Annotated in this window: 25 protein-coding genes; 21 read left to right on the forward strand and 4 right to left on the reverse strand. The window is 57.0% G+C overall.

From position 1 onward, the window contains the following. Positions 1-2 precede the first annotated feature (2 nt). Genes bioF through bioD form a run of 4 tightly spaced genes read left to right on the forward strand, consistent with a single transcriptional unit; the run spans position 3 to position 3,454 of the window. Positions 3-1,175, forward strand: coding sequence for an 8-amino-7-oxononanoate synthase (gene bioF / locus ACW81B_RS01290; protein WP_491578387.1), 1,173 nt, complete (start codon positions 3-5; stop codon positions 1,173-1,175). After that, on the forward strand, positions 1,162-1,926 hold the full coding sequence (gene bioH / locus ACW81B_RS01295) for a pimeloyl-ACP methyl ester esterase BioH (RefSeq protein WP_491578388.1): 765 nt from the start codon (positions 1,162-1,164) through the stop codon (positions 1,924-1,926). The genes bioF and bioH overlap by 14 nt, the downstream gene beginning before the upstream one ends. Next, complete coding sequence (gene bioC, locus ACW81B_RS01300) at positions 1,926-2,774, forward strand: malonyl-ACP O-methyltransferase BioC (RefSeq protein ID WP_491578389.1); 849 nt, start codon at positions 1,926-1,928, stop codon at positions 2,772-2,774. Before bioH ends, bioC begins: the two co-directional genes overlap by 1 nt. After that, positions 2,771-3,454 (forward strand): dethiobiotin synthase, encoded by a 684-nt coding sequence (bioD, locus tag ACW81B_RS01305; protein ID WP_491578390.1) that lies wholly within the window; start codon positions 2,771-2,773, stop codon positions 3,452-3,454. The genes bioC and bioD overlap by 4 nt, the downstream gene beginning before the upstream one ends. Here the strand turns inward: bioD and ACW81B_RS01310 are convergent. Next, positions 3,451-3,936, reverse strand: a complete 486-nt coding sequence (locus ACW81B_RS01310) for a tetratricopeptide repeat protein (RefSeq protein WP_491578391.1) — start codon at positions 3,934-3,936, stop codon at positions 3,451-3,453. The two genes, bioD and ACW81B_RS01310, sit on opposite strands and share 4 nt — an antisense overlap. 400 nt (positions 3,937-4,336) lie before the next feature. Between ACW81B_RS01310 and ACW81B_RS01315 the strand changes: the two genes are divergently transcribed. The 6 genes from ACW81B_RS01315 (at position 4,337) to ACW81B_RS01340 (ending at position 9,151) form a co-directional block, all read left to right on the forward strand. Beyond that, positions 4,337-4,768 (forward strand): DUF2244 domain-containing protein, encoded by a 432-nt coding sequence (locus ACW81B_RS01315; protein WP_491578438.1) that lies wholly within the window; start codon positions 4,337-4,339, stop codon positions 4,766-4,768. 78 nt (positions 4,769-4,846) lie between these two features. Beyond that, entirely contained in the window at positions 4,847-5,974 is a 1,128-nt protein-coding gene (gene coxB / locus ACW81B_RS01320) for a cytochrome c oxidase subunit II (protein ID WP_491578392.1), read from the forward strand. A 19-nt stretch (positions 5,975-5,993) separates the two neighbouring features. Next, positions 5,994-7,568 (forward strand): cytochrome c oxidase subunit I, encoded by a 1,575-nt coding sequence (ctaD, locus tag ACW81B_RS01325; protein ID WP_491578393.1) that lies wholly within the window; start codon positions 5,994-5,996, stop codon positions 7,566-7,568. A gap of 5 nt (positions 7,569-7,573) precedes the next feature. Further along, entirely contained in the window at positions 7,574-7,723 is a 150-nt protein-coding gene (locus ACW81B_RS01330) for a hypothetical protein (protein WP_491578394.1), read from the forward strand. A 1-nt stretch (position 7,724) separates the two neighbouring features. Beyond that, positions 7,725-8,258, forward strand: coding sequence for a cytochrome c oxidase assembly protein (locus ACW81B_RS01335; protein WP_491578395.1), 534 nt, complete (start codon positions 7,725-7,727; stop codon positions 8,256-8,258). A gap of 29 nt (positions 8,259-8,287) precedes the next feature. Then, positions 8,288-9,151 carry a cytochrome c oxidase subunit 3 gene (locus tag ACW81B_RS01340; RefSeq protein WP_491578396.1) on the forward strand — a complete coding sequence of 288 codons (864 nt, stop codon included), beginning with the start codon at positions 8,288-8,290 and terminating at the stop codon, positions 9,149-9,151. A gap of 45 nt (positions 9,152-9,196) precedes the next feature. On the opposite strand, the gene ACW81B_RS01345 is transcribed toward ACW81B_RS01340, so the two are convergent. After that, positions 9,197-9,448, reverse strand: a complete 252-nt coding sequence (locus tag ACW81B_RS01345) for a twin transmembrane helix small protein (RefSeq protein ID WP_491578397.1) — start codon at positions 9,446-9,448, stop codon at positions 9,197-9,199. A gap of 91 nt (positions 9,449-9,539) precedes the next feature. Here ACW81B_RS01345 and ACW81B_RS01350 point away from each other — a divergent pair, with 91 nt between their 5' ends. The 11 genes from ACW81B_RS01350 (at position 9,540) to ccoS (ending at position 20,311) form a co-directional block, all read left to right on the forward strand. Then, positions 9,540-10,265, forward strand: coding sequence for an SURF1 family protein (locus ACW81B_RS01350; protein WP_491578398.1), 726 nt, complete (start codon positions 9,540-9,542; stop codon positions 10,263-10,265). Continuing rightward, positions 10,262-10,891 (forward strand): SCO family protein, encoded by a 630-nt coding sequence (locus ACW81B_RS01355; protein ID WP_491578399.1) that lies wholly within the window; start codon positions 10,262-10,264, stop codon positions 10,889-10,891. Before ACW81B_RS01350 ends, ACW81B_RS01355 begins: the two co-directional genes overlap by 4 nt. A 55-nt stretch (positions 10,892-10,946) precedes the next feature. Beyond that, complete coding sequence (gene cyoE / locus ACW81B_RS01360) at positions 10,947-11,864, forward strand: heme o synthase (protein ID WP_491578400.1); 918 nt, start codon at positions 10,947-10,949, stop codon at positions 11,862-11,864. A 195-nt stretch (positions 11,865-12,059) separates the two neighbouring features. Beyond that, positions 12,060-13,514: a cytochrome-c oxidase, cbb3-type subunit I gene (gene ccoN, locus ACW81B_RS01365; protein ID WP_491578401.1), complete on the forward strand. Its 1,455-nt coding sequence runs from the start codon at positions 12,060-12,062 to the stop codon at positions 13,512-13,514. A 20-nt stretch (positions 13,515-13,534) separates the two neighbouring features. Then, positions 13,535-14,269 carry a cytochrome-c oxidase, cbb3-type subunit II gene (gene ccoO, locus ACW81B_RS01370; protein WP_491578439.1) on the forward strand — a complete coding sequence of 245 codons (735 nt, stop codon included), beginning with the start codon at positions 13,535-13,537 and terminating at the stop codon, positions 14,267-14,269. A gap of 20 nt (positions 14,270-14,289) precedes the next feature. Next, positions 14,290-14,496: a CcoQ/FixQ family Cbb3-type cytochrome c oxidase assembly chaperone gene (locus tag ACW81B_RS01375; RefSeq protein ID WP_491578402.1), complete on the forward strand. Its 207-nt coding sequence runs from the start codon at positions 14,290-14,292 to the stop codon at positions 14,494-14,496. After that, positions 14,493-15,419 carry a cytochrome-c oxidase, cbb3-type subunit III gene (gene ccoP / locus ACW81B_RS01380; protein WP_491578403.1) on the forward strand — a complete coding sequence of 309 codons (927 nt, stop codon included), beginning with the start codon at positions 14,493-14,495 and terminating at the stop codon, positions 15,417-15,419. Before ACW81B_RS01375 ends, ccoP begins: the two co-directional genes overlap by 4 nt. Positions 15,420-15,455: 36 nt before the next feature. Next, complete coding sequence (gene ccoG, locus ACW81B_RS01385; protein WP_491578404.1) at positions 15,456-16,877, forward strand: cytochrome c oxidase accessory protein CcoG; 1,422 nt, start codon at positions 15,456-15,458, stop codon at positions 16,875-16,877. Next, the gene (locus tag ACW81B_RS01390; protein ID WP_491578405.1) at positions 16,877-17,707 is read left to right on the forward strand and encodes a FixH family protein; all 831 of its coding nucleotides are present in this window, start codon (positions 16,877-16,879) and stop codon (positions 17,705-17,707) included. Before ccoG ends, ACW81B_RS01390 begins: the two co-directional genes overlap by 1 nt. Further along, positions 17,704-20,115, forward strand: a complete 2,412-nt coding sequence (locus ACW81B_RS01395; RefSeq protein WP_491578406.1) for a heavy metal translocating P-type ATPase — start codon at positions 17,704-17,706, stop codon at positions 20,113-20,115. Before ACW81B_RS01390 ends, ACW81B_RS01395 begins: the two co-directional genes overlap by 4 nt. Positions 20,116-20,125: 10 nt before the next feature. Continuing rightward, positions 20,126-20,311, forward strand: coding sequence for a cbb3-type cytochrome oxidase assembly protein CcoS (gene ccoS, locus ACW81B_RS01400; protein WP_491578407.1), 186 nt, complete (start codon positions 20,126-20,128; stop codon positions 20,309-20,311). Between the two features lie 228 nt (positions 20,312-20,539). On the opposite strand, the gene rpoH is transcribed toward ccoS, so the two are convergent. Both rpoH and ACW81B_RS01410 read right to left on the reverse strand, forming a co-directional pair. Further along, entirely contained in the window at positions 20,540-21,403 is an 864-nt protein-coding gene (gene rpoH, locus ACW81B_RS01405; RefSeq protein ID WP_491578408.1) for an RNA polymerase sigma factor RpoH, read from the reverse strand. Between the two features lie 116 nt (positions 21,404-21,519). Next, positions 21,520-22,833, reverse strand: coding sequence for a diguanylate cyclase (locus tag ACW81B_RS01410; RefSeq protein WP_491578409.1), 1,314 nt, complete (start codon positions 22,831-22,833; stop codon positions 21,520-21,522). Between the last annotated feature and the right edge of the window lie 63 nt (positions 22,834-22,896).

Genomic DNA, 22,896 nt, shown 5'->3' on the forward strand with positions numbered 1-22,896 from the left:
CGATGCGCGATCTTGCACCAGCGCTGGAGCAGCGCAGGCAACAGCATTTGTACCGCCAGCGTCAGACGCTGGACGGTGCCCAGGGCGTCGAAGTCATCATCGACGGCAAACCGTACCTTTCCTTCTGCAGCAACGATTATCTCGGACTGGCCAGCCACCCTGACCTGGTCAGTGCGCTTGCCGAAGGTGCGCAGCGCTTTGGTGTTGGCAGTGGTGCCGCGCACCTTATTACCGGCCACAGCTACGCACATCAAGCCCTGGAAGAAGATCTGGCGGCCTTTACCGGCCAGCCTCGCGCGTTGTTGTTTTCGACCGGTTACATGGCCAATCTTGGTGTTGCATCAGCCTTGATCGGACGTGGTGATACACTGGTCGAAGACCGGCTGAACCATGCGTCACTGATCGATGCCGCGCAACTCAGCGGCGCCAGATTATTGCGTTACCGGCATAACGACATGGAGAGTCTGGAGCGACGGCTGTCGGGAATCGCGCGCGGTGACAAACTGGTGGCAACCGACGCCGTGTTCAGTATGGACGGCGACTGTGCGTTGTTAACGGAAATACAGGCCCTGTGCCGAAGTCACGATGCCTGGCTGCTGGCCGATGATGCGCATGGTTTCGGCGTGCTGGGCGCTGACGGCAGTGGCTGGTTTGTGGATCAGCTGGGCAAGGGTGCGGATAACACGATTCTGATGGCGACACTGGGCAAGTCACTGGGAACTTTTGGTGCTTTTGTTGCGGGTTCCGAGGCGCTGGTGGAAACACTGATTCAGCAGGCGCGCACTTACGTCTATACAACGGCAACACCACCGGCAGTGGCCTGGGCAACGCGCACGGCATTACGCCTGGTACAGGAAGGTGACGGGTTGCGCGGACATTTACGCGATTTGATTGAGCGCTTCCGCTCGGGTGCAGCGGAACTGGATTTGCCACTGATGAAATCCATGACACCGATACAGCCGCTGCTGGTCGGTGATGCGGCGATGGTGGTGAAGCTCGGTGAAGCCTTGCGCGGGCGGGGTATCCTGGCTGGTGTGATTCGCCCGCCGACGGTGCCGGAACAAGCGGCACGTCTGCGTATTACCTTGTCTGCACAGCATACGCCGGAGCAGGTTGATCGTTTGCTCGATGTGCTGGGGAACTGTTACCGGGAACTGGCGCATGCTGCATCGTGATCAATATGGCCAGGGGCCGGAGTTGGTGCTGTTGCATGGCTGGGGGATGCACGGGGGACTGCTGCGGCTATTCGCGGAACAGCTCGGAGAAGCGTTTCACGTCAATGTGATTGATCTGCCCGGGCACGGCAACAGCCCCTGGCAAGCGGCGATTTCGCTGGATGACTGGGCACAGCAGGTGCTCGATTGCGTAGCACAACCGGCTTACTGGATAGGCTGGTCACTGGGTGGGCTGGTCGCACTGGCCGCCGCGCAACGCGAACCCCGGCAGGTGCGTGGCCTGATGCTGATGGCTTCCACGCCAAGGTTTGTCATGGCGGCAGACTGGCCCTGTGCTGTAGATGCCAGAGTGTTTGAGCAGTTTGCCGGTCATCTGGACGCTGACGCGGAAAAAACCCTGGCGCGTTTTCTTGCATTGCAGGTACGCAGTGCAGACCACAGCAGTGATCTGCTCAGACAATTGCGACAGGAGCTGAAGACGCGCCCCCCCGCCATGGCAGAGGCGCTGCAAGCCGGTCTGAAGCTGCTGCAGGAATCTGATCTCCGTCATCATGTCGAGCATGTTGCCGTGCCCTTGTACGGTGTATTCGGTGAACGTGACAGCCTGGTGCCGGCGAGTGTTTCCCGCCTGCTGGCTGACGAGCGCCATGTCGTGCTGGAAGGTGCCGGGCATGCGCCGTTTTTATCACACCCCGCGGTTTGTGTTGAGCTGGCGAAGCAATGGTTTATTGCAAATGAAGGTGCAGGCTGATGTTGCGTGATACGGGCGGCCTTCCTGACAAGGCGCTGGCGCGACGCAGTTTTGAGCGGGCGGCTGCAGGTTACGATGAAGCCGCTGTGTTACAGCGCGAGGTGGGTGCGCGCCTGCTGGAACGCCTGGACCTGATGAGCTTGCAGCCAAAGCGTATTCTCGACCTGGGTTGCGGAACCGGCCAGTGTGTTGATGGTTTGCTGGAGCGTTACCGTAAGTCCGATGTTATCGCGCTCGATATTGCTCAACCCATGTTGCTACGGGCACGCCGGCGCGGGCGCTGGTTACGACGCCCCCGGTGCGTATGTGCCGATGCCGAGACGTTGCCGTTTGCCGATAACAGTTTCGACCTGGTGTTCTCCAATCTCATGCTTCAGTGGAGTGTTGATCTGGATGCCGCGTTCACTGAACTGCGCCGTGTGCTCAGGCCGGGTGGCCTGTTACTGTTTTCCAGTTTTGGGCCGGACACGCTGAAGGAGCTGCGCGAAAGCTGGCGGGCTGTTGATGAATATGCGCATGTAAATACCTTTCTCGATATGCACGATGTGGGTGATGCGCTGCTTCGAACGCGGTTTGCTGACCCGGTGATGGATGTCGAACGCCTGACTGTAACCTACCCGGATGTGTGGAAACTGATGCGCGAGCTTAAACAGATCGGTGCCCATAATGTGACCCGTGGCCGGTCGCGCGGTTTGACCGGGAAGCAGCATATGCAACGGCTGGTCGAGGCATATGAAACATTTCGTCGAGACGGCGTACTGCCGGCCAGTTATGAAATCGTCAATGGCCATGCATGGGTGAGCGAGAATACAATCAGTGTTTCACTGGAAACGGGGCATCCCTCATGACAGCAGGTGTTTTTGTCACTGCAATCGATACCGGTGCTGGCAAGACAGTTGTCAGTGCCGGGCTGGTTGAAGCATTGCGCAGGGCAGGGCAAACCGTTGCCGTTATGAAGCCGGTGGCCAGTGGCTGTGAGAGGACAGCAAGCGGTTTACGCAATGATGATGCCCTGCGTTTGATGGCGGTATCCAGCTCGGCCGATCCCTACCGGCTTGTTAATCCCTATGCCTTCGAGGCGCCGGTTGCGCCACATATTGCGGCGCAGTCCGAGGGTGTTGAAATCGAAATAGCGGTTATTCAGCGTGCTTTCGCGCAGTTGCAGGAAACCGCTGACAGGGTTGTTGTCGAAGGTGTGGGCGGCTGGATGGTGCCGGTCAATTCAACACATACCATGGCTGACGTTGCGCGAACGCTGGGTCTGCCTGTGGTGCTGGTGGTGGCGATCAGGCTGGGGTGCCTGAATCATGCGTTGCTGACAGCAGCAGCGATACGTCGCAGCGGGCTGACATTGTGCGGCTGGGTCGCCAACCGGCTGGACAGCGATTGCGCGCGGATAGAAGAAAACATCGCTGCGCTCAGGGAGCGGCTGGGCGCCCCGCTGCTGGCGGACCTGCCACTGGAAACGGACGAAGAAGTCCTGCTTCAGCATGCGCGCTGTATCGATCTGCAGCCCTTGCCGGGCTAGTTGAGCATGCGCCTGACCTTGTTCAGTTCGCGAGTTGCAGGCTCGTAACCGTTATCCTGTGCCTTCTGCAGCCAGGTGACGGCCATCTGGTAGTCACGACCACCGCGTGGGGCGGCATACAGTTTCCCCAGCTGATACTGGGCGGGTGCATAGCCAAGGTCGGCGGCTTTCTGCAGCCAGATCTTTGCCTGTTCCAGGTCTTCATCAACAGCAATGCCTTTCATGTAGTAGGTGCCGACCTTGTACTGCGCCTTGGCAATGCCCTGGTCTGCGGCTTTCCGGTACCAGTCGAGCGCGAGTTCTTCGTCTTCATCCACGCCGCGGCCCTTTTCGTAACGGTAGCCCACGTCGTACTGGGCTTCCGCATCACCGGTCCGGGCGGCCGCCATCTTGCGCTCGAACAGCGCTTCGCCTGCAGCATGGCTGGTGGCAGCTGACAGCAGCATGGCCGCAGTAAACAGGTATGTCAGTAACTTTTCCATAACATATTTCCCCTGCCGTGTTTCGGTAATCCCGTCACAGCGTGGTCCGGATTGGGTGTATACCCATGATTTCGGCAGTTATGACAGTCGCTTGAATGCTATTTTTCGGGTGTTCGTTAATGAATCGCAGGCTGACGGTTAACGGTTAAACCCGTAAGCGCCGTGTTTTGTATTGAATATAAGCACATTAACAAATAACTATATAATGGTTTACAAGTACCTGATATAGCTAATATTTATGCCCGTAAATTTTAAATTTTTTTGCACCTGAATTGTGCTGTGCTGTAGCATGCGGGCCAGTGCGCGAGACTGCAGCTTTTTCTCGTGGCCCGGAATGTTTGCCAGAGGTAACACGGTGGTCGCAACCCAGTTTGACAGTTTCAATACGCCCCACCGGTTCATGATCCGGCCGAATTGCTCGTTGCCCTGGCGGGAAACGGTGCAGTTTTACCTTGGCATGGTCATCGTTTCATTCAGCATTGCAATCGCATTTGCAATACAGGGTATGTGGCTGATTCTTCCGTTTGCCGGGCTGGAGATGCTGGTGCTGGGTGTCGCGCTGTACACGGTGTCTCGACGCAGCATGCGTTGGCAGGAGTTGAATATCCATGAGGACTGTGTTGATATTATTGAGTGTGTGGACAGCTCGGAGAGTCGCAGCAGTTTTCTGCGCGCCTGGGTACAGGTCAGGTTTGAGGCGGCGGCCGTCAAGGGGCACCCGTCACGGTTATTGCTCCGGTCGCACGGTCGCAGCACCGAAATCGGTGAATACCTGACAGAGGCCGAAAAACAACAACTCGCGCGGCAGTTGCGCGAGGTGCTCGCGCCGTGACGGGCGCAGAGTGTGAAATACAGTAAACACGAAATATAAGAAATCTGGTATTCGGGAGTTGGAAGGAGAAAAGCGGGTATGTTTTTGTCAAAAATAAAGCGTTTGCTGACGGCAGGAGCAGGGCTTGTCCTGTTATCCAGCGCCGGAGGAGTCTCCGCAGATTACGCGTTGAATCTGCGCAAGGGCGTCACACCCATCAGTCACGAGATTTACGGTCTGCACATGTTGATACTGTGGATCTGCGTGGCGATAGCCGTGGTGGTGTTTGCTGCCATGTTCATTTCTATCGTAAAGCACCGCAAGTCGAAAGGTGCCAGGCCTGCACAGTTCCATGAAAGCACCACGGTCGAGATTATCTGGACCATTGTGCCGTTCCTGATCCTGGTGGGTATGGCGGTTCCGGCAACCAAAGCGCTGGTGATGATGGAAGATACCAGTAATCCGGATCTCAGTATCAAGGTGACAGGCTTCCAGTGGAAATGGGGCTACGATTACCTGGATTCGGGTGTGAGCTTCATCAGTACGCTGGCCACGCCAAGGGACCAGATTGAAAACCGGCAGGAGAAAGGGCTGAACTACCTGCTGGAAGTGGATAACCCGCTGGTCGTCCCGGTCAACAAAAAGGTTCGCCTGCTGATTACAGCCAACGATGTGCTTCACGCCTGGTGGGTGCCTGACTTCGGTATGAAGAAAGACGCGATTCCCGGCTTTGTCAATGAAATGTGGTTCAGGGCCGAGAAGGAAGGCACCTACCGCGGTCAGTGCGCCGAGCTTTGCGGCAAGGATCACGGCTTCATGCCTATCGTCGTAATCGTCAAAAACGAGGCGGACTACCAGCAGTGGATAGCCGATCAGAAGCGCCAGATGGATGCCGCATCGGCCGGTGCCGATCGTGAATGGGCGATGGCCGAGCTGATGGAGCGTGGAGAAAAGGTCTATGCCAGCAGTTGTGCAGCGTGTCACCAGGCAAATGGTGCGGGCGTACCTGGCGCCTTCCCGGCGCTGAAGGGAAGTGCAATAGCTACCGGCCCGAAAGCGGCGCACATGGATATTGTCATACACGGCAAGCCCGGCACGGCTATGGGCGCGTTCGCCGGCCAGCTGAACGACATCGACCTTGCCGCCGTTATTACCTACGAGCGTAATGCCTGGGGTAATGATACCGGTGACCTGGTTCAACCTTCGGAAATAAAGGCAGCCCGCTAAGGGTCGTGGAGGAGAAGTAATGAGTACTGCAACAACACACGACGCACATCACGAAGCGCACCCGAAGGGGCTGCTTCGCTGGGTATTTACTACCAACCACAAGGATATCGGTACCCTCTACCTGGTCTTTTCGCTGATTATGTTTTTTATTGGCGGCGCCATGGCGATGGTTATCCGTGCCGAGCTGTTCCAGCCTGGCCTGCAGTTTGTGGATCCCCAGTTCTTTAATTCCATGACCACCATGCACGCGCTGATCATGGTGTTCGGCGCCATCATGCCGGCATTTGTCGGGCTGGCCAACTGGTTGATACCGATGATGATCGGCGCGCCGGACATGGCGTTGCCGCGGATGAATAACTGGAGTTTCTGGATTCTGCCGTTTGCCGGCATCATGCTGGTAAGTACCTTGTTCATGGAAGGTGGTGCGCCGGCGGGTGGCTGGACCATGTATCCGCCGCTGGTGCTGCAGACCGGCGACGCGTTCCCGTTCCTGATCTTCTCGGTTCACCTGCTGGGTATCTCGTCGATCATGGGTGCAATCAACATCATCGTAACGATCATGAATATGCGCGCACCGGGCATGACCATGATGAAGATGCCGCTGTTTGTCTGGACCTGGTTGATTACAGCTTACCTGCTGATCGCGGTCATGCCGGTGTTCGCGGGTGCAGTGACCATGCTGTTGACGGATCGCTTCTTCGATACATCGTTCTTTAATGCCGCAGGTGGTGGTGACCCGGTCATGTTCCAGCACATTTTCTGGTTCTTCGGTCACCCCGAGGTCTATATCATGATCCTGCCGGCGTTTGGTGTGGTGTCGGCGATCATCCCGACCTTCGCGCGCAAGAAACTGTTTGGCTACAGCTCCATGGTGTATGCAACGGCATCGATAGCCTTCCTGTCGTTCATCGTCTGGGCGCACCACATGTTCACGGTAGGCATGCCGCTTACCGGCGAGCTGTTCTTCATGTATGCGACCATGCTGATTGCGGTGCCTACCGGGGTGAAGGTGTTTAACTGGGTGTCCACCATGTGGAGAGGCTCAATGACCTTTGAAACGCCCATGTTGTTCGCGCTGGGTTTTGTGATGCTGTTTACCATTGGCGGTTTTTCGGGGTTGATGATGTCGATCACGCCGGTTGATTTCCAGTACCACGACACCTACTTCATTGTGGCGCATTTCCACTATGTGCTGGTGTCGGGTTCAGTGTTCTCCATCTTTGCAGCGGTCTATTACTGGCTGCCTAAATGGACCGGTAACATGTACGACGAAAAACTCGGCAAACTGCATTTCTGGCTGTCGGCGATTTTCGTCAACGTGTTGTTCTTTCCGCAGCACTTCCTGGGGCTCGCCGGTATGCCGCGCCGTATTCCTGACTACTCGACCCAGTTTGCCGGGTTCAACGAGATATCCAGTCTTGGCGGTTTTGCATTCGGGCTGACCCAGCTGTTGTTTGTCTACATTGTGATCAAGACGGTGCGCGGTGGCAGCAAGGCAACAGACCAGGTATGGGAAGGTGCAGACGGCCTGGAGTGGACCCTGTCCTCGCCGCCGCCTTACCACAGCTTTACCGTTGCTCCCGAGGTTAAGTAGGGACAATGCATACGGATGCGGAAATGATGCCTGTTGAAGATGAGTCAAAGCTGAGGCGTTCCAATATCCGGCTGGCCCTGCTGCTTGCAGCAGTGGCGACCGGTGTGCTGGCCCTGTTCTTCTGGTCGGTCACTTCCTCGGGTGGAGTGGGGTGACATGAAAGCCGCCCGGACTGCGAATCAGAAAGTCGTCAGGCGTCTGCTGCTGGTGACGCTCGGGATGTTCGGCTTTGGTTTCGCCATGGTGCCGTTATACAACGTATTCTGTGATATTACGGGAATCAATGGCAAGACCGGTGGGCGTGTTGCTATCCCGATAACAGAGCCTGATATGAGCAGGACGGTGACGGTTGAGTTCATTGCCAGCGTGAATGAGTCCATGCCGTGGGATTTCAGGCCTGAAGTCAGCCGCATGGAAGTGCACCCCGGAAAAATGTACCGCACAACCTATTTCGCCAGGAATCGTACTGACAGGGTTATGGTCGGGCAGGCGGTGCCGAGTGTTACGCCAGGTCAGGCCGCCCGGCATTTCAGGAAAACGGAATGCTTCTGTTTTACCGAACAGCAGTTTTCTGCGCAGGAAGGGCGCGATATGCCGCTGCTGTTTATGGTGGATCGAGAGCTGCCGGAAGAAATCGAGGTGGTTACCCTTTCGTATACTTTTTTTGAACATAAGAAAGCCATTAACTGATAAATATCAGCCAAAACGAGGACGGAAGTATGAGTGAAACAAACGGCAGCTATTATGTGCCCCATGGCAGCGGCTGGCCAATCATTGGCTCCATCGGCCTGTTCGTTATGTTGCAGGGCTTTGCCAACTTTTTGAATGGCTCGGGCTCAGGCAGTACGGTGATGCTGGTCGGCTTTGCCATTCTTCTGTACATGGTATTCGGCTGGTTCCGTACCGTCATCAACGAGAGCGAGGCGGGCACCTATAATACGCAGGTGGACAAGTCGTTCCGCTGGGGCATGGGCTGGTTCATTTTTTCGGAAGTCATGTTCTTTGCGGCCTTCTTTGGGGCGCTCTGGTATGCGCGTGTCCTTGCCGTGCCGTGGCTGGGTGGTGGCGATCCGGGCACCAATGAATTGCTATGGAATGGTTGGGAAGCAACCTGGCCGACCAATGGTCCGGGTAATGTGGGTGGTGAGTTTACACTGCTCGATCCCTGGAAAATCCCGGCATTGAACACCCTGTTGCTGCTGTCGAGTGGCGTTACCATCACGTTTGCACACTGGGCGCTGAAGAAGGGAAACCGCGGTTCGCTGGTTATGTGGATGGCGGCAACGGTGATTCTGGGCGCAACCTTCCTGGGCTTCCAGGTTTACGAGTACGGCGAAGCTTACAGTGAGCATCACAATCTGACACTGGGTTCCGGTATCTACGGCTCTACATTCTTCATGCTGACCGGCTTCCACGGCCTGCATGTAACCCTCGGCACCATCATGCTGATTGTGATTACCCTGCGTTGTGCAAAGGGACACTTCACACCAGACCGGCACTTCGGTTTTGAAGCTGTCGCCTGGTACTGGCACTTTGTGGACGTGGTCTGGCTGGGTTTGTTTATCTTTGTCTACCTGCTGTAGCAGAACGCAGGTCGGTAACAAAAAACGCCGCTCATGCGGCGTTTTTTATTTTCCAGGCTGTAAAGCCGTCTGGCTGGCGGGGTGACCGGCAGGGTAGATGCCATGTGGTTTGATATGGCCGGTAAAGATGCCGAGCATCAACAGGCCAAACAGGGCGACCGACAGGCCAATACGCACGGTCAGGGCCTTTGCAGTACGTTCGGTTTTACCTTTGTCCTTGATCAGAAATACCATGCCACTTGCGAGGCTGATCAGGATTGCGATGAGTGCTGCAATGATCAGAAACTTGATCCACATTGTACTGTACCGGTGTAAATATCAATATTTCTGAGTATAGGGTAAGCAGATTTCGCTTGCGAGCGTATCGGGGGCTACGTACTCTTCCGGTATGCGAATTGGTCGTCTTGAATTCAGCCCCGGTCGCTGGCCGACGCTGGTGACCGTGGTGATGTTTGCGTTTCTGCTGGCCCTGGGTTTTTGGCAGCTGGATCGTGCTGAACAGAAAAGAGCGCTGCTCAGCCAGTATGGTGAAGAGGGCGATCAGACGGTTTTACAGTTAGAGGCAGACCTGAAAACGGTCACAGGATTGAACTACCGCAGCGCAACGGTGACAGGACAATATGATAACCGTCACCAGTTCCTGCTCGATAACCGAACCCATGCCGGGCGGGCGGGTTACCAGGTGCTGACACCCTTTGTGATTCGTGACTCGGGAGTGGCTGTGCTGGTTAACCGGGGCTGGGTTCCGCTGGGGCAAAGCCGGGACAGGCTTCCTGATGTGACAGTCTCTGAACAACAGCGACAGATTTTCGGGCGAATAAAGATTCCGCCGGAAAGGGTTTTCATGCTGGGTGAGGAAGAACCTCGCCAGCGTTGGCCATGGCGTATCCAGCGGGTAGGTATCGAGGCGCTGTCCGCGGAACTGGGGCGGCCGTTACTGCCGGTTGTGTTGCTGCTCGATGCCGGGGAACCTGCCGGTTATGTGCGTGAGTGGAAACCTGTGGCCGGATTCGGGCCTGAGCGTAATGTCGGCTATGCCGTACAATGGTTTGGTCTGGCGATAACCTTGCTGATTATCTATCTGGTAGTGAATACACGAAGAGTGAAGGAATGACCCAAAATACCGTTTCTCCGGCAGATCCGAAGCAGCGACGTGCAAGGCTGTCCATGGTGGTGGTGCTGGGCATGTTTGCCGCGCCACTGATTGTTGCCGCACTGGTTATTACGCTGTTTCCGGACTGGAAGCCGGACATCACCACGAACAACGGTGACCTGGTTCAGCCGGTGCGCAAGCTGCCGGCATTCAGGCTGGTAACGCAGCAGGGGCAAACAATTGACGAAACGTTTCTGCGTGGCAAGTGGACGATTCTCTACCTGGCAAAAGGGCCATGTGAAAGAGCCTGTGTCGAGCAGTTGTATAACATTCGCCAGATCCGCCTGGCCCAGGGCAAGAACATAGACCGCCTGGGGCGGTTGATGCTGTGGGATACGGGGGGGGTTGTCGAGGCGAAACAGCAGGAGCTGCAGGCGCACTTTCCCGGCCAGGTCATCGTGTCGGCAGGAAATGAGAAGGCCTTGCTGCAGACTTTTGTACTGGATGAGCAGGACCCGCTGGACGCGAACCGGATTTACCTGGTCGATCCGCTCGGCAACCTGATGATGAAGTATGATCCGGGCGAACAGCCCCGGGGGATGATCAAGGACCTGGAGAAGCTCTTAAAGTACTCCGGATTAGGGTAAAATACCCGTTCTTTGCAATCCGCTGATGCGCGCCGTTGCGGCGCCGGGAAAAGGTATGAGTTACTCGATGACGGCCACATTGGGAACCCGCTGGCGGGATTACCTCGGCGTATGCAAGCTGAAAGTTGTGGCGCTGATCGTTTTTACCGCGTTGGTCGGTATGTTTCTCGCTGTGCCGGGGATGGTGCCGTGGCAACCGCTGATTTTCGGCACACTGGGGATCGGCATGGCGGCTGCGTCGGCTGCAGCCATCAACCATGTTGTCGATCAATATGCCGATGCCCAGATGGCGCGTACGCGTAACCGGCCGGTTGCCAGCGGTACCATGACCAGCCGTAATTGCCTTGTCTTTGCGCTGCTGCTTGGCGCGCTGGCCATGTGGATTCTGGTGCAGTTCGTCAACACGCTCACGGCGGTGCTGACGTTTGCTTCCCTGATCGGATATGCCGTGATCTACACGCTGTACCTGAAGCGTGCAACGCCACAGAACATCGTTATCGGTGGCGCGGCAGGCGCGGCGCCACCAGTACTTGGCTGGACGGCGGTTACCGGTACGGTTGATCCCCATGCCCTGTTGCTGTTTCTGATCATCTTCGTGTGGACGCCGCCGCATTTCTGGGCGCTCGCCATTCACCGGCGTCATGAGTACGCCAGGGTCGATATTCCCATGTTGCCGGTGACGCATGGCGTACAGTTCACGCGCCTGCAGGTGCTGTTGTATACCATTCTGCTGGTGGTGGTGACGGTGATGCCGTTTGTTACGCATATGAGTGGGCTGCTGTATCTTGCCGGCGCACTTGGACTGGGTGCGGGATTCCTTTATCACGCATGGGCATTGATGCACGACGAAAGCGACAGGCAGGCCATGAAGACGTTCGGTTATTCGATCATCTACCTGATGGCGCTGTTCGCCTTTCTGCTCGTTGACCACTATGTCCCCTATCTGTTGACGCTGGCCGGTCTCCCGGAATAGACAAACCGGCGCCCACGTCGTCTATCCTGAGCTACACTGGTTGGCCAGTGCGCGTATACAGCGTTATTGCGCATACGGAATATCCCGCTTTTTTATAAGGGGCTTTACCCGGGTAGTTTCGTATATTAGAATGTGCCGATTTTGTGGCCCGCATGACGGGTTAATGGCCAGATCGTACTTACGAGGCAGAAAGACATGGCGCAGGCAGGTATGGGTAGTACGCAGCAGTACAACTACGAAATCATCAAAAAATTCGCCGTGATGGCACTGGTGTGGGGGGTGCTCGGTATGAGTGCCGGCGTCTACATCGCGTCAGAGCTGGCGTGGCCTTTCCTGAACTTCGATATCCCGGAACTGACCTTCGGTCGGTTGAGACCGGTGCACACCACGCTGGTCATTTTCGGTTTTGGCGGCAGCGCGTTGTTCGCGACATCCTATTATATTGTTCAGCGCACCTGCCAGACGCGTTTGTACAGTGACTGGATGGCGTCATTCACTTTCTGGGGATGGCAGTCGGCCGTAGCGCTGGGCGCGCTCAGTTATATGCTGGGTTACACGCAGGCACGCGAGTATGCCGAGTTTGAATGGCCGATCGACCTGATCATCCTGGTGACGTGGGTGCTTTATTTCACGGTCTATGTACAAACCCTGCGCCGCCGCTCTCAACCGCATATCTATGTGGCGAACTGGTTCTTTATCGCCTTCCTGCTGGTTATTGCGCTGTTGCACATTTTCAACAACCTTGCCGTGCCGGTCAGTATGTTCTCCCTCAAGTCCTATAGCCTGTTCTCCGGTGTGCAGGATGCCATGACCCAGTGGTGGTACGGACATAATGCCGTTGGCTTCTTCCTGACCGCGGCGTTCCTCGGCATGATGTATTACTTTGTGCCCAAGCAGGCGGGGCGTCCGGTGTATTCCTACCGCCTGTCCATTATCCATTTCTGGGCACTTTCCTTCCTGTACATGTGGGTTGGCGCTCACCACCTGCACTGGACTGCGCTGCCTGACTGGACGTCGACGCTGGCGGCGACTTTCTCCATCATGCTGTTGCTGCCGTCCTGGGGTGGCATGATCAACGGTATCATGACCCTGTCCGGTGCCTGGGACCGTCTGCGTACCGACCCGATCATGCTATTCCTGATTACGGCCCTGTCGTTCTACGGTATGTCGACCTTTGAAGGGCCGCTGATGTCACTGAAGAGTGTGAATGCACTGTCGCACTACACGGACTGGACGATTGGGCATGTGCATTCCGGCGCGCTGGGCTGGGTGGCGATGATATCCTTTGGCTCCTTCTACCACATGATCCCGCGCCTTTATGATACGCGCCTGTACAGCACACGGCTGGTGTACGTGCATTTCTGGCTGGCGACCATCGGCATCATTCTCTACATCACCTCGATGTGGGTGGCGGGCATTTTCCAGGGCCTGATGCTGCGCAGCTTCGATGATTACGGCAACCTGGCCTACACCTTTGTGGAAACAGTTGCGTTCCTGCACAGCCCCTACGTTGTGCGTGCCCTGGGTGGCGCGTTCTTCCTGTCGGGTGTGCTGGTGATGGGTTACAACGTGTACATGACGGTTCGCGGCGCTCGACGCGAGGCCGCCGAGCTGGAAGCCAAACTTGCTGCCAAAATGGCGCGTATCTGATTTCGGAGTAGAGAAAAGTGATCAAGCACGAAAGTATCGAAACTAACGCGGGGCTGCTGATTGTGCTGACCCTCATCGTGGTCAGTATTGGTGGTCTGGTCGAGATCGTACCGTTGTTCTTTATCAATGACACGATTGAGGATGTCGAGGGTGTGCGGCCCTACACGGCGCTTGAGTTGCGCGGTCGTGACGTGTACACCCGTGAAGGCTGCTACCTCTGCCACTCGCAGATGATTCGCCCGTTCCGCGACGAAGACCTGCGTTACGGACATTACTCGCTGGCAGCGGAATCACAGTACGACCATCCCTTCCAGTGGGGATCCAAGCGAACGGGGCCTGACCTGGCGCGCGTCGGCAACAAGTATTCCAACGAGTGGCATGTAGCGCACCTGGTGAATCCACGCAGTGTCGTGCCACAGTCCATCATGCCCAACTATCCCTGGTTGCTGGAGAATGACCTGGACTATTCGGATGTGCAGGACCGCATGCGCGCACTGAAAGTGACCGGTGTGCCCTACTCGGAAACCCAGCAGGAATACGACAGTAACGTGGCACAGTTTGGCAAGGACGTGGCAGACCAGCTGGACATTCTGCGTGCCGAGGAAAACCTGCTGGCACAGGCGCTGGCCAATGACTATGACGGTCAGCGTTCGCGCATTACGGAAATGGATGCGCTGATTGCCTACCTCCAGGTACTGGGTACCATGGTTGATTTCAGCAAATACAACGAAGGTTACTTCGTGGAATTCCGCTAGACGCGGGCGAGGAGAGCGAGATGCCCGAGTGGCTGCTCTGGTTTACCCGGTTCGAGAACAGCAAGATTGTTGCACTGGTGCTGTTCTTCGTGACCTTTTGTGGAATTCTGCTTTACGTGTTTACGGGGAAGAAGCGAGGCCAGAGACTGGAATCGTATAAATACATTCCCTTGCAGGATGATGATTTGGATCCGGATGCCGGCAACGGCGAGGTAAAAAAAAGATGAGTGATGCGAAGAAGCCCCAGTCAGCCGTACAGACCACGGGTCATGCCTGGGATGGTGATATCCAGGAATTCAACAACCCGCTGCCGAGTTGGTGGCTGTGGTCTTTCTATGCCACGGTGGTGTTTGCCGTTGTGTACTGGATTTTTTACCCCGCGTGGCCGGTTGGTGGTGGTTATACCACGGGTATATTGAATGAAATCACCTTTGTGGACAGTGATGGCACTGAAAAGACCACCAGCTGGAATACGCGTGCATTGCTGCTGAAAGAACTTCAGGAAGGCAAGTCTGCGACGCTGAGTCGTGAGTACCTTGAGAAAGTCCAGGCTGCCGATTACCAGACCATTCTCGGTAATGCAGAGATGATGGCATTTACCCGCTCCATGGCGGTGGGCCTGTTTGGGGACAACTGCATGCCTTGTCACGGTGCCGGTGGTGCTGGCGTGATGGGCCTGTTTCCCAACCTGGCGGACGATGACTGGTTATGGGGTGGTACCGTCGAAGAGATCGAGCAAACCATTGCCGATGGCCGTTATGGTTTTATGCCGGCGTTCCGCGAAACCTTTGATGACAGACAGCTTGATGACCTGGCTTCGTATGTCCTGTCGCTGTCGGGCCAGGAAGTGGACGCAACCTCAGTCACGCGTGGCAAAAATATTTTCCAGACCAGTGAAGGCGGTTGTTACTACTGCCACGGCACTGACGGAAAGGGCATGAAGTCACAGGGTTCCGCCAATCTCACCGACCAGATCTGGACCATTGCAGACGTGCCGGGCGCTGATACGACAGAGCAGAAAAAAGCGGTAGTGAAATCGGTTATCGCCAATGGCGTTCAACGTACCATGCCGCACTGGTCAGATCGCCTGGATGATGTCCAGATTAAATTGCTGACCGTCTATGTCCATGAACTGGGGGGCGGCCAGTAGTACCGCGAGAAACCGCTGTATGCGCGTTTTGCAGATATGACAGATACTGCCAATAAGGCACTGTACCAGGCGCGTATTCCTATTTACCCGCGTTCCGTCAAGGGGCGTTTCAGGTTAGTGAAGTGGGGCATACTGACACTGGCCTACAGTGTGTATTTCCTGTTGCCCTGGTTACGCTGGGAGCGTAACGCAGGGCCAGACCAGGCGGTATTGTTCGATATTGCCGATCGCAAGTTTTATATCTTCAACCTGGTCATGCATGCGCAGGACCTGTTCTGGCTCACCGGCGTCCTGCTGATTGCCGCACTGTTGCTGTTTTTTGTCACCGCTATAGCCGGTCGGGTGTTCTGCGGCTACTTCTGTTTCCAGACATTATGGACGGACCTCTACCTGCTGATCGAGCGGCTGGTACAGGGTGATCGTGTTGCCCGTATCCGTCTCGACAAGTCACCGTGGAATGTCAACAAGCTGTTGCGCAAGTTGCTTACACATGTGTTGTGGCTGGCTGTCGCATTCTGGACCGGTCTGACGTTTACCCTCTACTGGGACAATGCGCCTGAGCTGATCGTCAAGTGGTTCAGTGGTACGGCACCCTTTGCCGCCTATGCAACCACGCTGTTCCTGACAGCAACAACCTATGTGATGGCGGGCCTGGCGCGTGAGCAGGTCTGCACCTACATGTGTCCCTATGCACGCTTCCAGTCTGTCATGTTCGACGCAGACACCCGGATTGTTGCTTACGACGTCGCTCGCGGTGAAGGGGAGAAGGGTCGCCACAAGGTCACACGTGATCTGAAAACACTGGAGCAGCGACAGCAGCAGGGTGTCGGCGAATGTATCGATTGTGGTTACTGCGTGCAGGTTTGCCCGACCGGTATCGATATCCGTAACGGTTTGCAGGTCCAGTGCATCAGTTGTGCGCTGTGTATTGATGCCTGTGACACCATCATGGACAAGCTGGGCTGGGGCAAGGGCCTGATTCGTTATACCTCCGAGAAGCAGGAACGGGGTGAGGAAAGCCGGATATGGAAGCCCGGAACGATAGCGTATGGCGTTGTGCTGCTGGCGGCGATTGCTGCGCTGGCGTGGAGTGTCAGCAACCAGGCCCCGGTGGAAATGTCGGTGGTACAGGTACGGCAGCCGCTGTTTGTCCGGCTGTCTGATGGCCGGGTGCAGAACAGCTACGAACTGCATATTGAAAACAAGACAGACCAGCCGGTGAAGCTGGCGATAATGATACGCGGCCTGGCGGGTGCCGAGCTGGATGTGGGGAAACTTTCATCAGTCGAGGTCGCTGCACAGCACAGCCTGCGTGTTCACGCACGTGTGCGCTGGGATAGTGGACACAAGCTTAAGGGCTCGCGCAGTTTCGAGTTTAACCTTGTTCCGCAGACGCGCCAGGAGATTGGTATGATCAGCGCGCCGGCGACATTCTATTTGCCGGGTGGTGAAAACTGATGCTGGAGTCATTGCTGGCCCTGCCACTGGGCGTTGTTGCCGAGCTGCTGTTGTTCCTGTTGCTGTACCGGCTGACACCGATGAATGGCAAGCAGGTTGCGGTGCTTGTTGCCATGCTGGCATTCACGGCCGTTTTTCTCGACAGCCTGCTCGACTGGCCGGGCGCCGATGTGCTGGCCATGTATGTGGCGGTGCTGCTGGTAACAGCTTACCTGCTGGGTATTGTCAGTTCTGCGCGTGAAAAGCATCAGCGTGACGGGCAGCCGGGTGGCCGCTGGTTCCACTGGGGGCCTGCGATTATCGTGATGTTTTTTGCTGCCCTGTTTGCGCTGGACGGGGTGCTGGTAGTGATATCCAGACAGGGACTGCCGCAACCCATTGCAGATCGGTTGTTGCCGGAGCGGGATCAGCCGCAAAACGTCAATTCTGTATTCCCCGGCGTTGTTGCGCGAGACTTCCAGAAGAAAGAATCCTTGTATAACGCTTACCTGGAGCAGGTGAAACGGCAGAATGCACGGGGCTGGCAGGTTGGCAAGGGCTGGCTTAAAGCGCCAACGGCAGGTCGCCCCGAGGTTTTTCAGGTGCGGGTCAGTGAGCGCGATGATACGCCTGTCGCTTTTGCCACAGTTAGCGGTGTTTTCCAGCGTCCATCGGACAGCCGGCTCGACCAGCCATTCCAGCTCAGGGAGGTCGAGCCGGGGCTTTATCGTGCGCAGGTTTTGTTGCCTGAACCGGGTAACTGGCGGCTGGTGCTGCAAATCCGGCGTGGTGAGCAGTTACACGAAATTCACGCAGATACTTCAGTCAAAGCGGAAGATACCGCGCGTTGAATGAGATATCCGGGAAAACGGAGTGTTTCCACTGCGGGTTACCGGTTCCGCCCGGGGCGGATTACAGCGTTGAAATCGATGGGCAGCAACAGCCCATGTGTTGCCGGGGCTGTCAGGCTGTCGCGCATGCCATTGTTGAAGGCGGCCTGACGGACTTCTACCGTTACCGCACGGAAAAATCTCCGCAGGCGCGTGACATGGTGCCGGAGCAACTCAGTGAAATGGCGCTGTTCGACCGTGACGACCTGCAAAAGAATTTCGTTCGTCAGCAGCCCGGTGACAAACGCGAGGCGTCGCTGATTCTGGAGGGCATTGTCTGTGCAGCCTGCGTCTGGCTGAATGAACACCACGTCAAATCCCTGCCCGGTGTGCTCGATTTTTCGGTGAACTACTCGACCCACCGCGCCCGCGTCAGCTGGGACAACACGCGCATCCGGCTTAGTGAAATCCTCGAGGCGATCAGCGCCATTGGCTACCACGCGCACCCGTTCGATCCGGGGCGGCAGGAACAGTTGTACAAGCAGGAGCGTACCCGGGCGCTGCGCCGGCTGGCCGTGGCGGGACTGGGCATGGCGCAGGTCATGATGCTGGCCGTGGCCCTGTATGCGGGTGAAGGAGAAGGCATGGATGCCGGTCTGCGCAACTTTCTTCGCTGGGTCAGTATGCTGCTGAGCGTGCCGGTCGTTGTGTATTCAGCAAGGCCCTTTTTTGCCAGTGCCTGGCGTGATTTCAAACGTCGCCGGCCGGGTATGGATGTGCCGGTGACGCTGGCCATCAGCGCGGCATTTGTGGCCAGCGCCTGGTCGACGATCACGGGGCGGGGAGAAATTTATTTCGACTCTGTCACCATGTTTACTTTCTTCCTGCTGGCCGGGCGCTTTCTGGAGATGGGCGCCCGGCACCGTGCCGGGCAGGCGGCCGAGGAACTGGTCAAGTTGTTGCCGGCAACAGCGGCACGACTGGGAGAGGACGGTGAACAGCGGGTACCGGTCGCCGACCTGGTGGAGGGTGACCGGGTACTGGTGCGGCCAGGTGAAAGTGTGCCGGCCGACGGCCGCGTTGTTGAAGGGCAGAGTTCGGTGGATGAGTCGCTGCTGACGGGCGAAAGTCACCCCCGCCGGCGTCAGGCTGGCGATCTGTTGGTGGGCGGCACGGTCAACATTGAAAGCCCGCTGGTAATGGAGATCGAGAAGGTTGGCGAAGAGACTGTGCTGTCAGCCATTGTGCGTCTGCTCGACCGTGCGCAGACGGAAAAGCCTTCTGTTGCAAGAATTGCTGATCGTATCGCGGGCTGGTTTGTCGCGGGGTTGCTGGTGCTGTCGGCGGGTGTTGCGCTGTGGTGGTGGCAATATGACCCGGCCCATGCGTTCGCCATTACCTTGTCTGTGCTGGTGGTGACCTGTCCCTGTGCCCTGTCGCTGGCAACGCCCGCGGCGGTGACAGCGGCTACGGGCGCCCTCACCCGGCTGGGGGTGCTGACCACGCGCGGTCATGCGCTGGAGACACTGGCGCACGCCACGTATATGATTTTCGACAAGACCGGTACGCTGACCGAGGGCCGGTTATCGCTGCAGCGGGTCGAACTGTTGTCCACGCTGGACCACGACTGCTGCCTGAAACTGGCCGCTACGCTGGAGCAGGCCTCCGAGCACCCGATCGCCCACGCATTGCGCCGCGAAGTGGAAAAAGTCGATGAGGCCAGGGCGTTGCTGGCGACGCCGGGTGACGGGATAGAAGGCGTGATTGACGGTCGTCGTTATCGCATTGGTACGGCGGCATTTGTGTGCGGGATTGTGCCCGGGCCGCTGCCACAACAGGCATTGCCCGGTGGTGTGGTGCTGGGCGATGAAACAGGCCTGCTGGCGCATTTCCTGTTTACCGATCCGTTGCGTGACCAGGCGCGCGAGGCACTGGACGGGTTACGCAGGCTGGGGCTGGAAATCGAGTTGCTGAGTGGTGACGAGCTGCAGACCGTACAGCGTATTGCCGGAGAATTGAATATTACGCATGCGCATGCACGCTGCCGGCCGGAAGACAAGCTGGCGCATATTCGTGCCCTGCAGAATGACGGGGCCATTGTGGCTATGGTCGGCGATGGCGTAAACGATGCGCCGGTGCTGGCCGCGGCGCAGGTATCGATTGCCATGGGGGGCGGTACCCAGCTGGCGCACGCCAGTGCGGATATGGTGCTGTTGTCGGAACAGTTGCCGCACCTGGTGGATGCGGTACGTACCAGCCGCCGTACCCTGAGCGTGATCCGGCAGAACCTTGCCTGGGCGCTGGGTTATAATCTGGTTGCCGTGCCGTTGGCGGCGAGTGGTCAGATTGCCCCCTGGATGGCGGCTATCGGCATGTCGGCGAGTTCGCTGGTGGTGGTACTTAATGCACTGCGGTTGAGGCAGGGTTGAGGCGCTTGGTGTGAATATCCTTTTTTTACTCATTCCCATCAGTCTGATCATCATGGGCATTGCCATCTGGGTATTCCTGTGGGCGATTCGCTCGGGGCAGTTCGAGGACCTTGAGGGGCCCGCGCACCGGATTCTCATGGACGACGACGACCCGCGCATCCCGCGCAAGCCGCAATTGAAGGATGACGACGAGTAAGATAAGATAGCGCTAATATTCGATGGTGGCCGGGTGAGTGCCACTGAAGCAGAGGAATTGGATATGTTTACGTTTCAGGGTTTCCCGATGGCCATAGTGATCGCACTGGTGGCAATTGCCTGGCTGAGTTTCCTGTCGGTGATGTTTTTCGCCTGACAGCAGCGGTTGTCTCAATTGCATAAAAAAACGGCCCTCCCGGGCCGTTTTTGCTTTTGAGACCTGTTTTCTTTATGCCATCAGGGTTTTCAGTTTCCTGATGGCATTTTTTTCCAGCTGGCGGATACGCTCGGCCGATACGCCATAGCGGTCAGCCAGTTCCTGCAAGGTGACCTTGTTTTCGCTCAGCCAGCGTTGTTCGAGAATGGTGCGTGCACGTTCATCGAGCTGAGCCAGTGCGTTGTTGAGCTGCTGGTTGCTCTGTTGTTCCCAATCGATGGCTTCCAGCGTGGTAGCCGGGTCTTCATCGATCGGGGCAGCCAGGTAGGCTGCAGGTGTCCAGCTGCCATCGTCATCATCAGCCGTGTCTACCGGGTCAAAGGCGACATCCTGTCCGCTCAGGCGGGATTCCATTTCCAGCACCGTGTCCGGGCTGACCCCCAGATCCCTGGCGACAGATTCGACTTCTTCACGGTTCATCCAGCCCAGGCGTTTTTTTGCGCTGCGCAGATTGAAGAACAGCTTACGCTGTGCCTTGGTGGTGGCCACTTTAACAATGCGCCAGTTTCGCAGCACATATTCGTGTATTTCAGCACGAATCCAGTGCACCGCAAAGGACACCAGGCGTACACCAACATCCGGGTCAAAACGGCGCACCGCTTTCATCAGGCCGATGCCGCCTTCCTGGATCAGGTCTGCCATCGGCAGGCCGTAGCCCTTGTAGCCGCGGGCAACCTTGACCACAAAGCGCAGGTGCGACAGCACCATTTCGCGGGCGGCTTCGAGGTCGCCGTGGTCGCGCAGGCGCAGTGCCAGCTCACGCTCACGTTCGGCGCTGAGCATCGGGATGCGGTTAATGGCCGCCAGGTAACGATCCAGCTGCTCACCGGGAGCCGGTAGAGAAATTGCGGGCATAGTTACTAGTGCGTTGCTCATCGTTTGGGTAGCCTCCCTGATATCAGCTGCAGTTGATTTTAGCACTCGCGAGGTAAGAGTGCTAATAATGAGGGAAGTTCCCGCATTCCAGCGAGTCAGGTAAAAAATTTCAGATCTCAGGCGCAGACCTGGTTACGTCCCTGGGCCTTGGCGGCGTACAGTGCGCGGTCGGCATTGCCAATCAGCTGGGTCAGCGTCATTGCCGGGTTTTGCTGGTTGGTGCAAAGCCCGATACTGACGGTGATGGGTACATCGCCGGGACGCAGTGACTCGATGTCAGTGCGCAGTCGCTCGGCACAAATGTGCGCATCGCGGGTGTGGCAGCGTGGCACCAGAATGGCAAACTCCTCACCGCCGAAGCGCACGGGCAGGGCATTTTCCGGTAACCGGTCCAGGAGTAGCTGGCCGAGTGTTTCCAGAACACGGTCGCCGGTAATATGGCCGAATTTGTCGTTAATTTTCTTGAAATGGTCGATATCCAGCAAGACGGCGGCCACCGGGTGATTGTGTCGGTTAGCCACAAACTGTTCTCCATGGTCAAGCAGGTAACGCCGGTTATAGACCCGGGTCAGGCTGTCCGTGATGGCCAGATTGTGCATTTCGTCGGTCTGGCGCTTCAGGGCAGCAAATTGCTGGCGGATGGTCAGTAGCGAGCGAATACGCGCCAGCAGGACTTCTTCCACAATCGGCTTGGAGACAAAATCGTTGGCGCCGGCATGGAACACTTCCACCTGTTTCTCGCCGGATTCCGAGCCGGTAAGCACCAGCACAGGCATTTCCTGCTGGGAATAATGGAAGCGGGCGCGAATGGCGTGCAGCAGGTCGCCACCGGTCAGTTTCCCCTGCAGGTAAAAATCGGTGATAACGATGTCAAAGGACTCGTCTTCGCGGATGCCCCCGGGGGAGGTGTCGCGCAACAGCTGGATGGCTTGCTCGGCATGGGTGGTGTGGATCACCTGTAACCCATGGCGTTCCATGAGCCGGAGCATCATGGTAGCGGTCAACTGGCTGTCTTCCACATACAGGATGCGCCCGACCAGCCCCGAGTGGCGCTGTGTGAAATCCATAATGAACGAGGCAAAGGCGTGGTAGCCCAGTGATTTGTCAAAATAATCGGTGACACCGGAGGCGAATCCTTCACGCAGCAGGCGCGCATCGGCATCGCCTGACACGACAATGGTGGGCGTGTAGTGATGGTGTGTTGAAGCGCGCGCATAGCGGCACAGTTCAAGGCCGTCCCTGTCCGGCAGCATCAACGCTGTGGTGATCAGGTCGAAGTGACTGCGCTCCAGCCAGGCGCAGGCTTCCTGCACCGTGCCACAGGTGGTGGTTTCGGTGTCGGGCATCTCTTCGTTGAGAATGCGGGTAATGATGGTGCGGGCGACTTCCGAGCCGTCGACCACCAGGATGCGATTGAGTTTTCGGGGCATGGAAAAAAGCCTGTTTTTATGGATTCTTGTTATTGGGTAAATTTATCCTGCATCCCCGGTTAT

This window comes from Thiogranum sp. (genome assembly GCF_058323355.1).

Coding starts and splice junctions, on each gene's coding strand:
- bioF (WP_491578387.1), top strand. CDS start 3: ATGCGCGATCTTGCACCAGCGCTGGAGCAGCGCAGGCAACAGCATTTG.
- bioH (WP_491578388.1), top strand. CDS start 1,162: ATGCTGCATCGTGATCAATATGGCCAGGGGCCGGAGTTGGTGCTGTTG.
- bioC (WP_491578389.1), top strand. CDS start 1,926: ATGTTGCGTGATACGGGCGGCCTTCCTGACAAGGCGCTGGCGCGACGC.
- bioD (WP_491578390.1), top strand. CDS start 2,771: ATGACAGCAGGTGTTTTTGTCACTGCAATCGATACCGGTGCTGGCAAG.
- ACW81B_RS01310 (WP_491578391.1), bottom strand. CDS start 3,936: ATGGAAAAGTTACTGACATACCTGTTTACTGCGGCCATGCTGCTGTCA.
- ACW81B_RS01315 (WP_491578438.1), top strand. CDS start 4,337: ATGATCCGGCCGAATTGCTCGTTGCCCTGGCGGGAAACGGTGCAGTTT.
- coxB (WP_491578392.1), top strand. CDS start 4,847: ATGTTTTTGTCAAAAATAAAGCGTTTGCTGACGGCAGGAGCAGGGCTT.
- ctaD (WP_491578393.1), top strand. CDS start 5,994: ATGAGTACTGCAACAACACACGACGCACATCACGAAGCGCACCCGAAG.
- ACW81B_RS01330 (WP_491578394.1), top strand. CDS start 7,574: ATGCATACGGATGCGGAAATGATGCCTGTTGAAGATGAGTCAAAGCTG.
- ACW81B_RS01335 (WP_491578395.1), top strand. CDS start 7,725: ATGAAAGCCGCCCGGACTGCGAATCAGAAAGTCGTCAGGCGTCTGCTG.
- ACW81B_RS01340 (WP_491578396.1), top strand. CDS start 8,288: ATGAGTGAAACAAACGGCAGCTATTATGTGCCCCATGGCAGCGGCTGG.
- ACW81B_RS01345 (WP_491578397.1), bottom strand. CDS start 9,448: ATGTGGATCAAGTTTCTGATCATTGCAGCACTCATCGCAATCCTGATC.
- ACW81B_RS01350 (WP_491578398.1), top strand. CDS start 9,540: ATGCGAATTGGTCGTCTTGAATTCAGCCCCGGTCGCTGGCCGACGCTG.
- ACW81B_RS01355 (WP_491578399.1), top strand. CDS start 10,262: ATGACCCAAAATACCGTTTCTCCGGCAGATCCGAAGCAGCGACGTGCA.
- cyoE (WP_491578400.1), top strand. CDS start 10,947: ATGAGTTACTCGATGACGGCCACATTGGGAACCCGCTGGCGGGATTAC.
- ccoN (WP_491578401.1), top strand. CDS start 12,060: ATGGCGCAGGCAGGTATGGGTAGTACGCAGCAGTACAACTACGAAATC.
- ACW81B_RS01375 (WP_491578402.1), top strand. CDS start 14,290: ATGCCCGAGTGGCTGCTCTGGTTTACCCGGTTCGAGAACAGCAAGATT.
- ccoP (WP_491578403.1), top strand. CDS start 14,493: ATGAGTGATGCGAAGAAGCCCCAGTCAGCCGTACAGACCACGGGTCAT.
- ccoG (WP_491578404.1), top strand. CDS start 15,456: ATGACAGATACTGCCAATAAGGCACTGTACCAGGCGCGTATTCCTATT.
- ACW81B_RS01390 (WP_491578405.1), top strand. CDS start 16,877: ATGCTGGAGTCATTGCTGGCCCTGCCACTGGGCGTTGTTGCCGAGCTG.
- rpoH (WP_491578408.1), bottom strand. CDS start 21,403: ATGAGCAACGCACTAGTAACTATGCCCGCAATTTCTCTACCGGCTCCC.
- ACW81B_RS01410 (WP_491578409.1), bottom strand. CDS start 22,833: ATGCCCCGAAAACTCAATCGCATCCTGGTGGTCGACGGCTCGGAAGTC.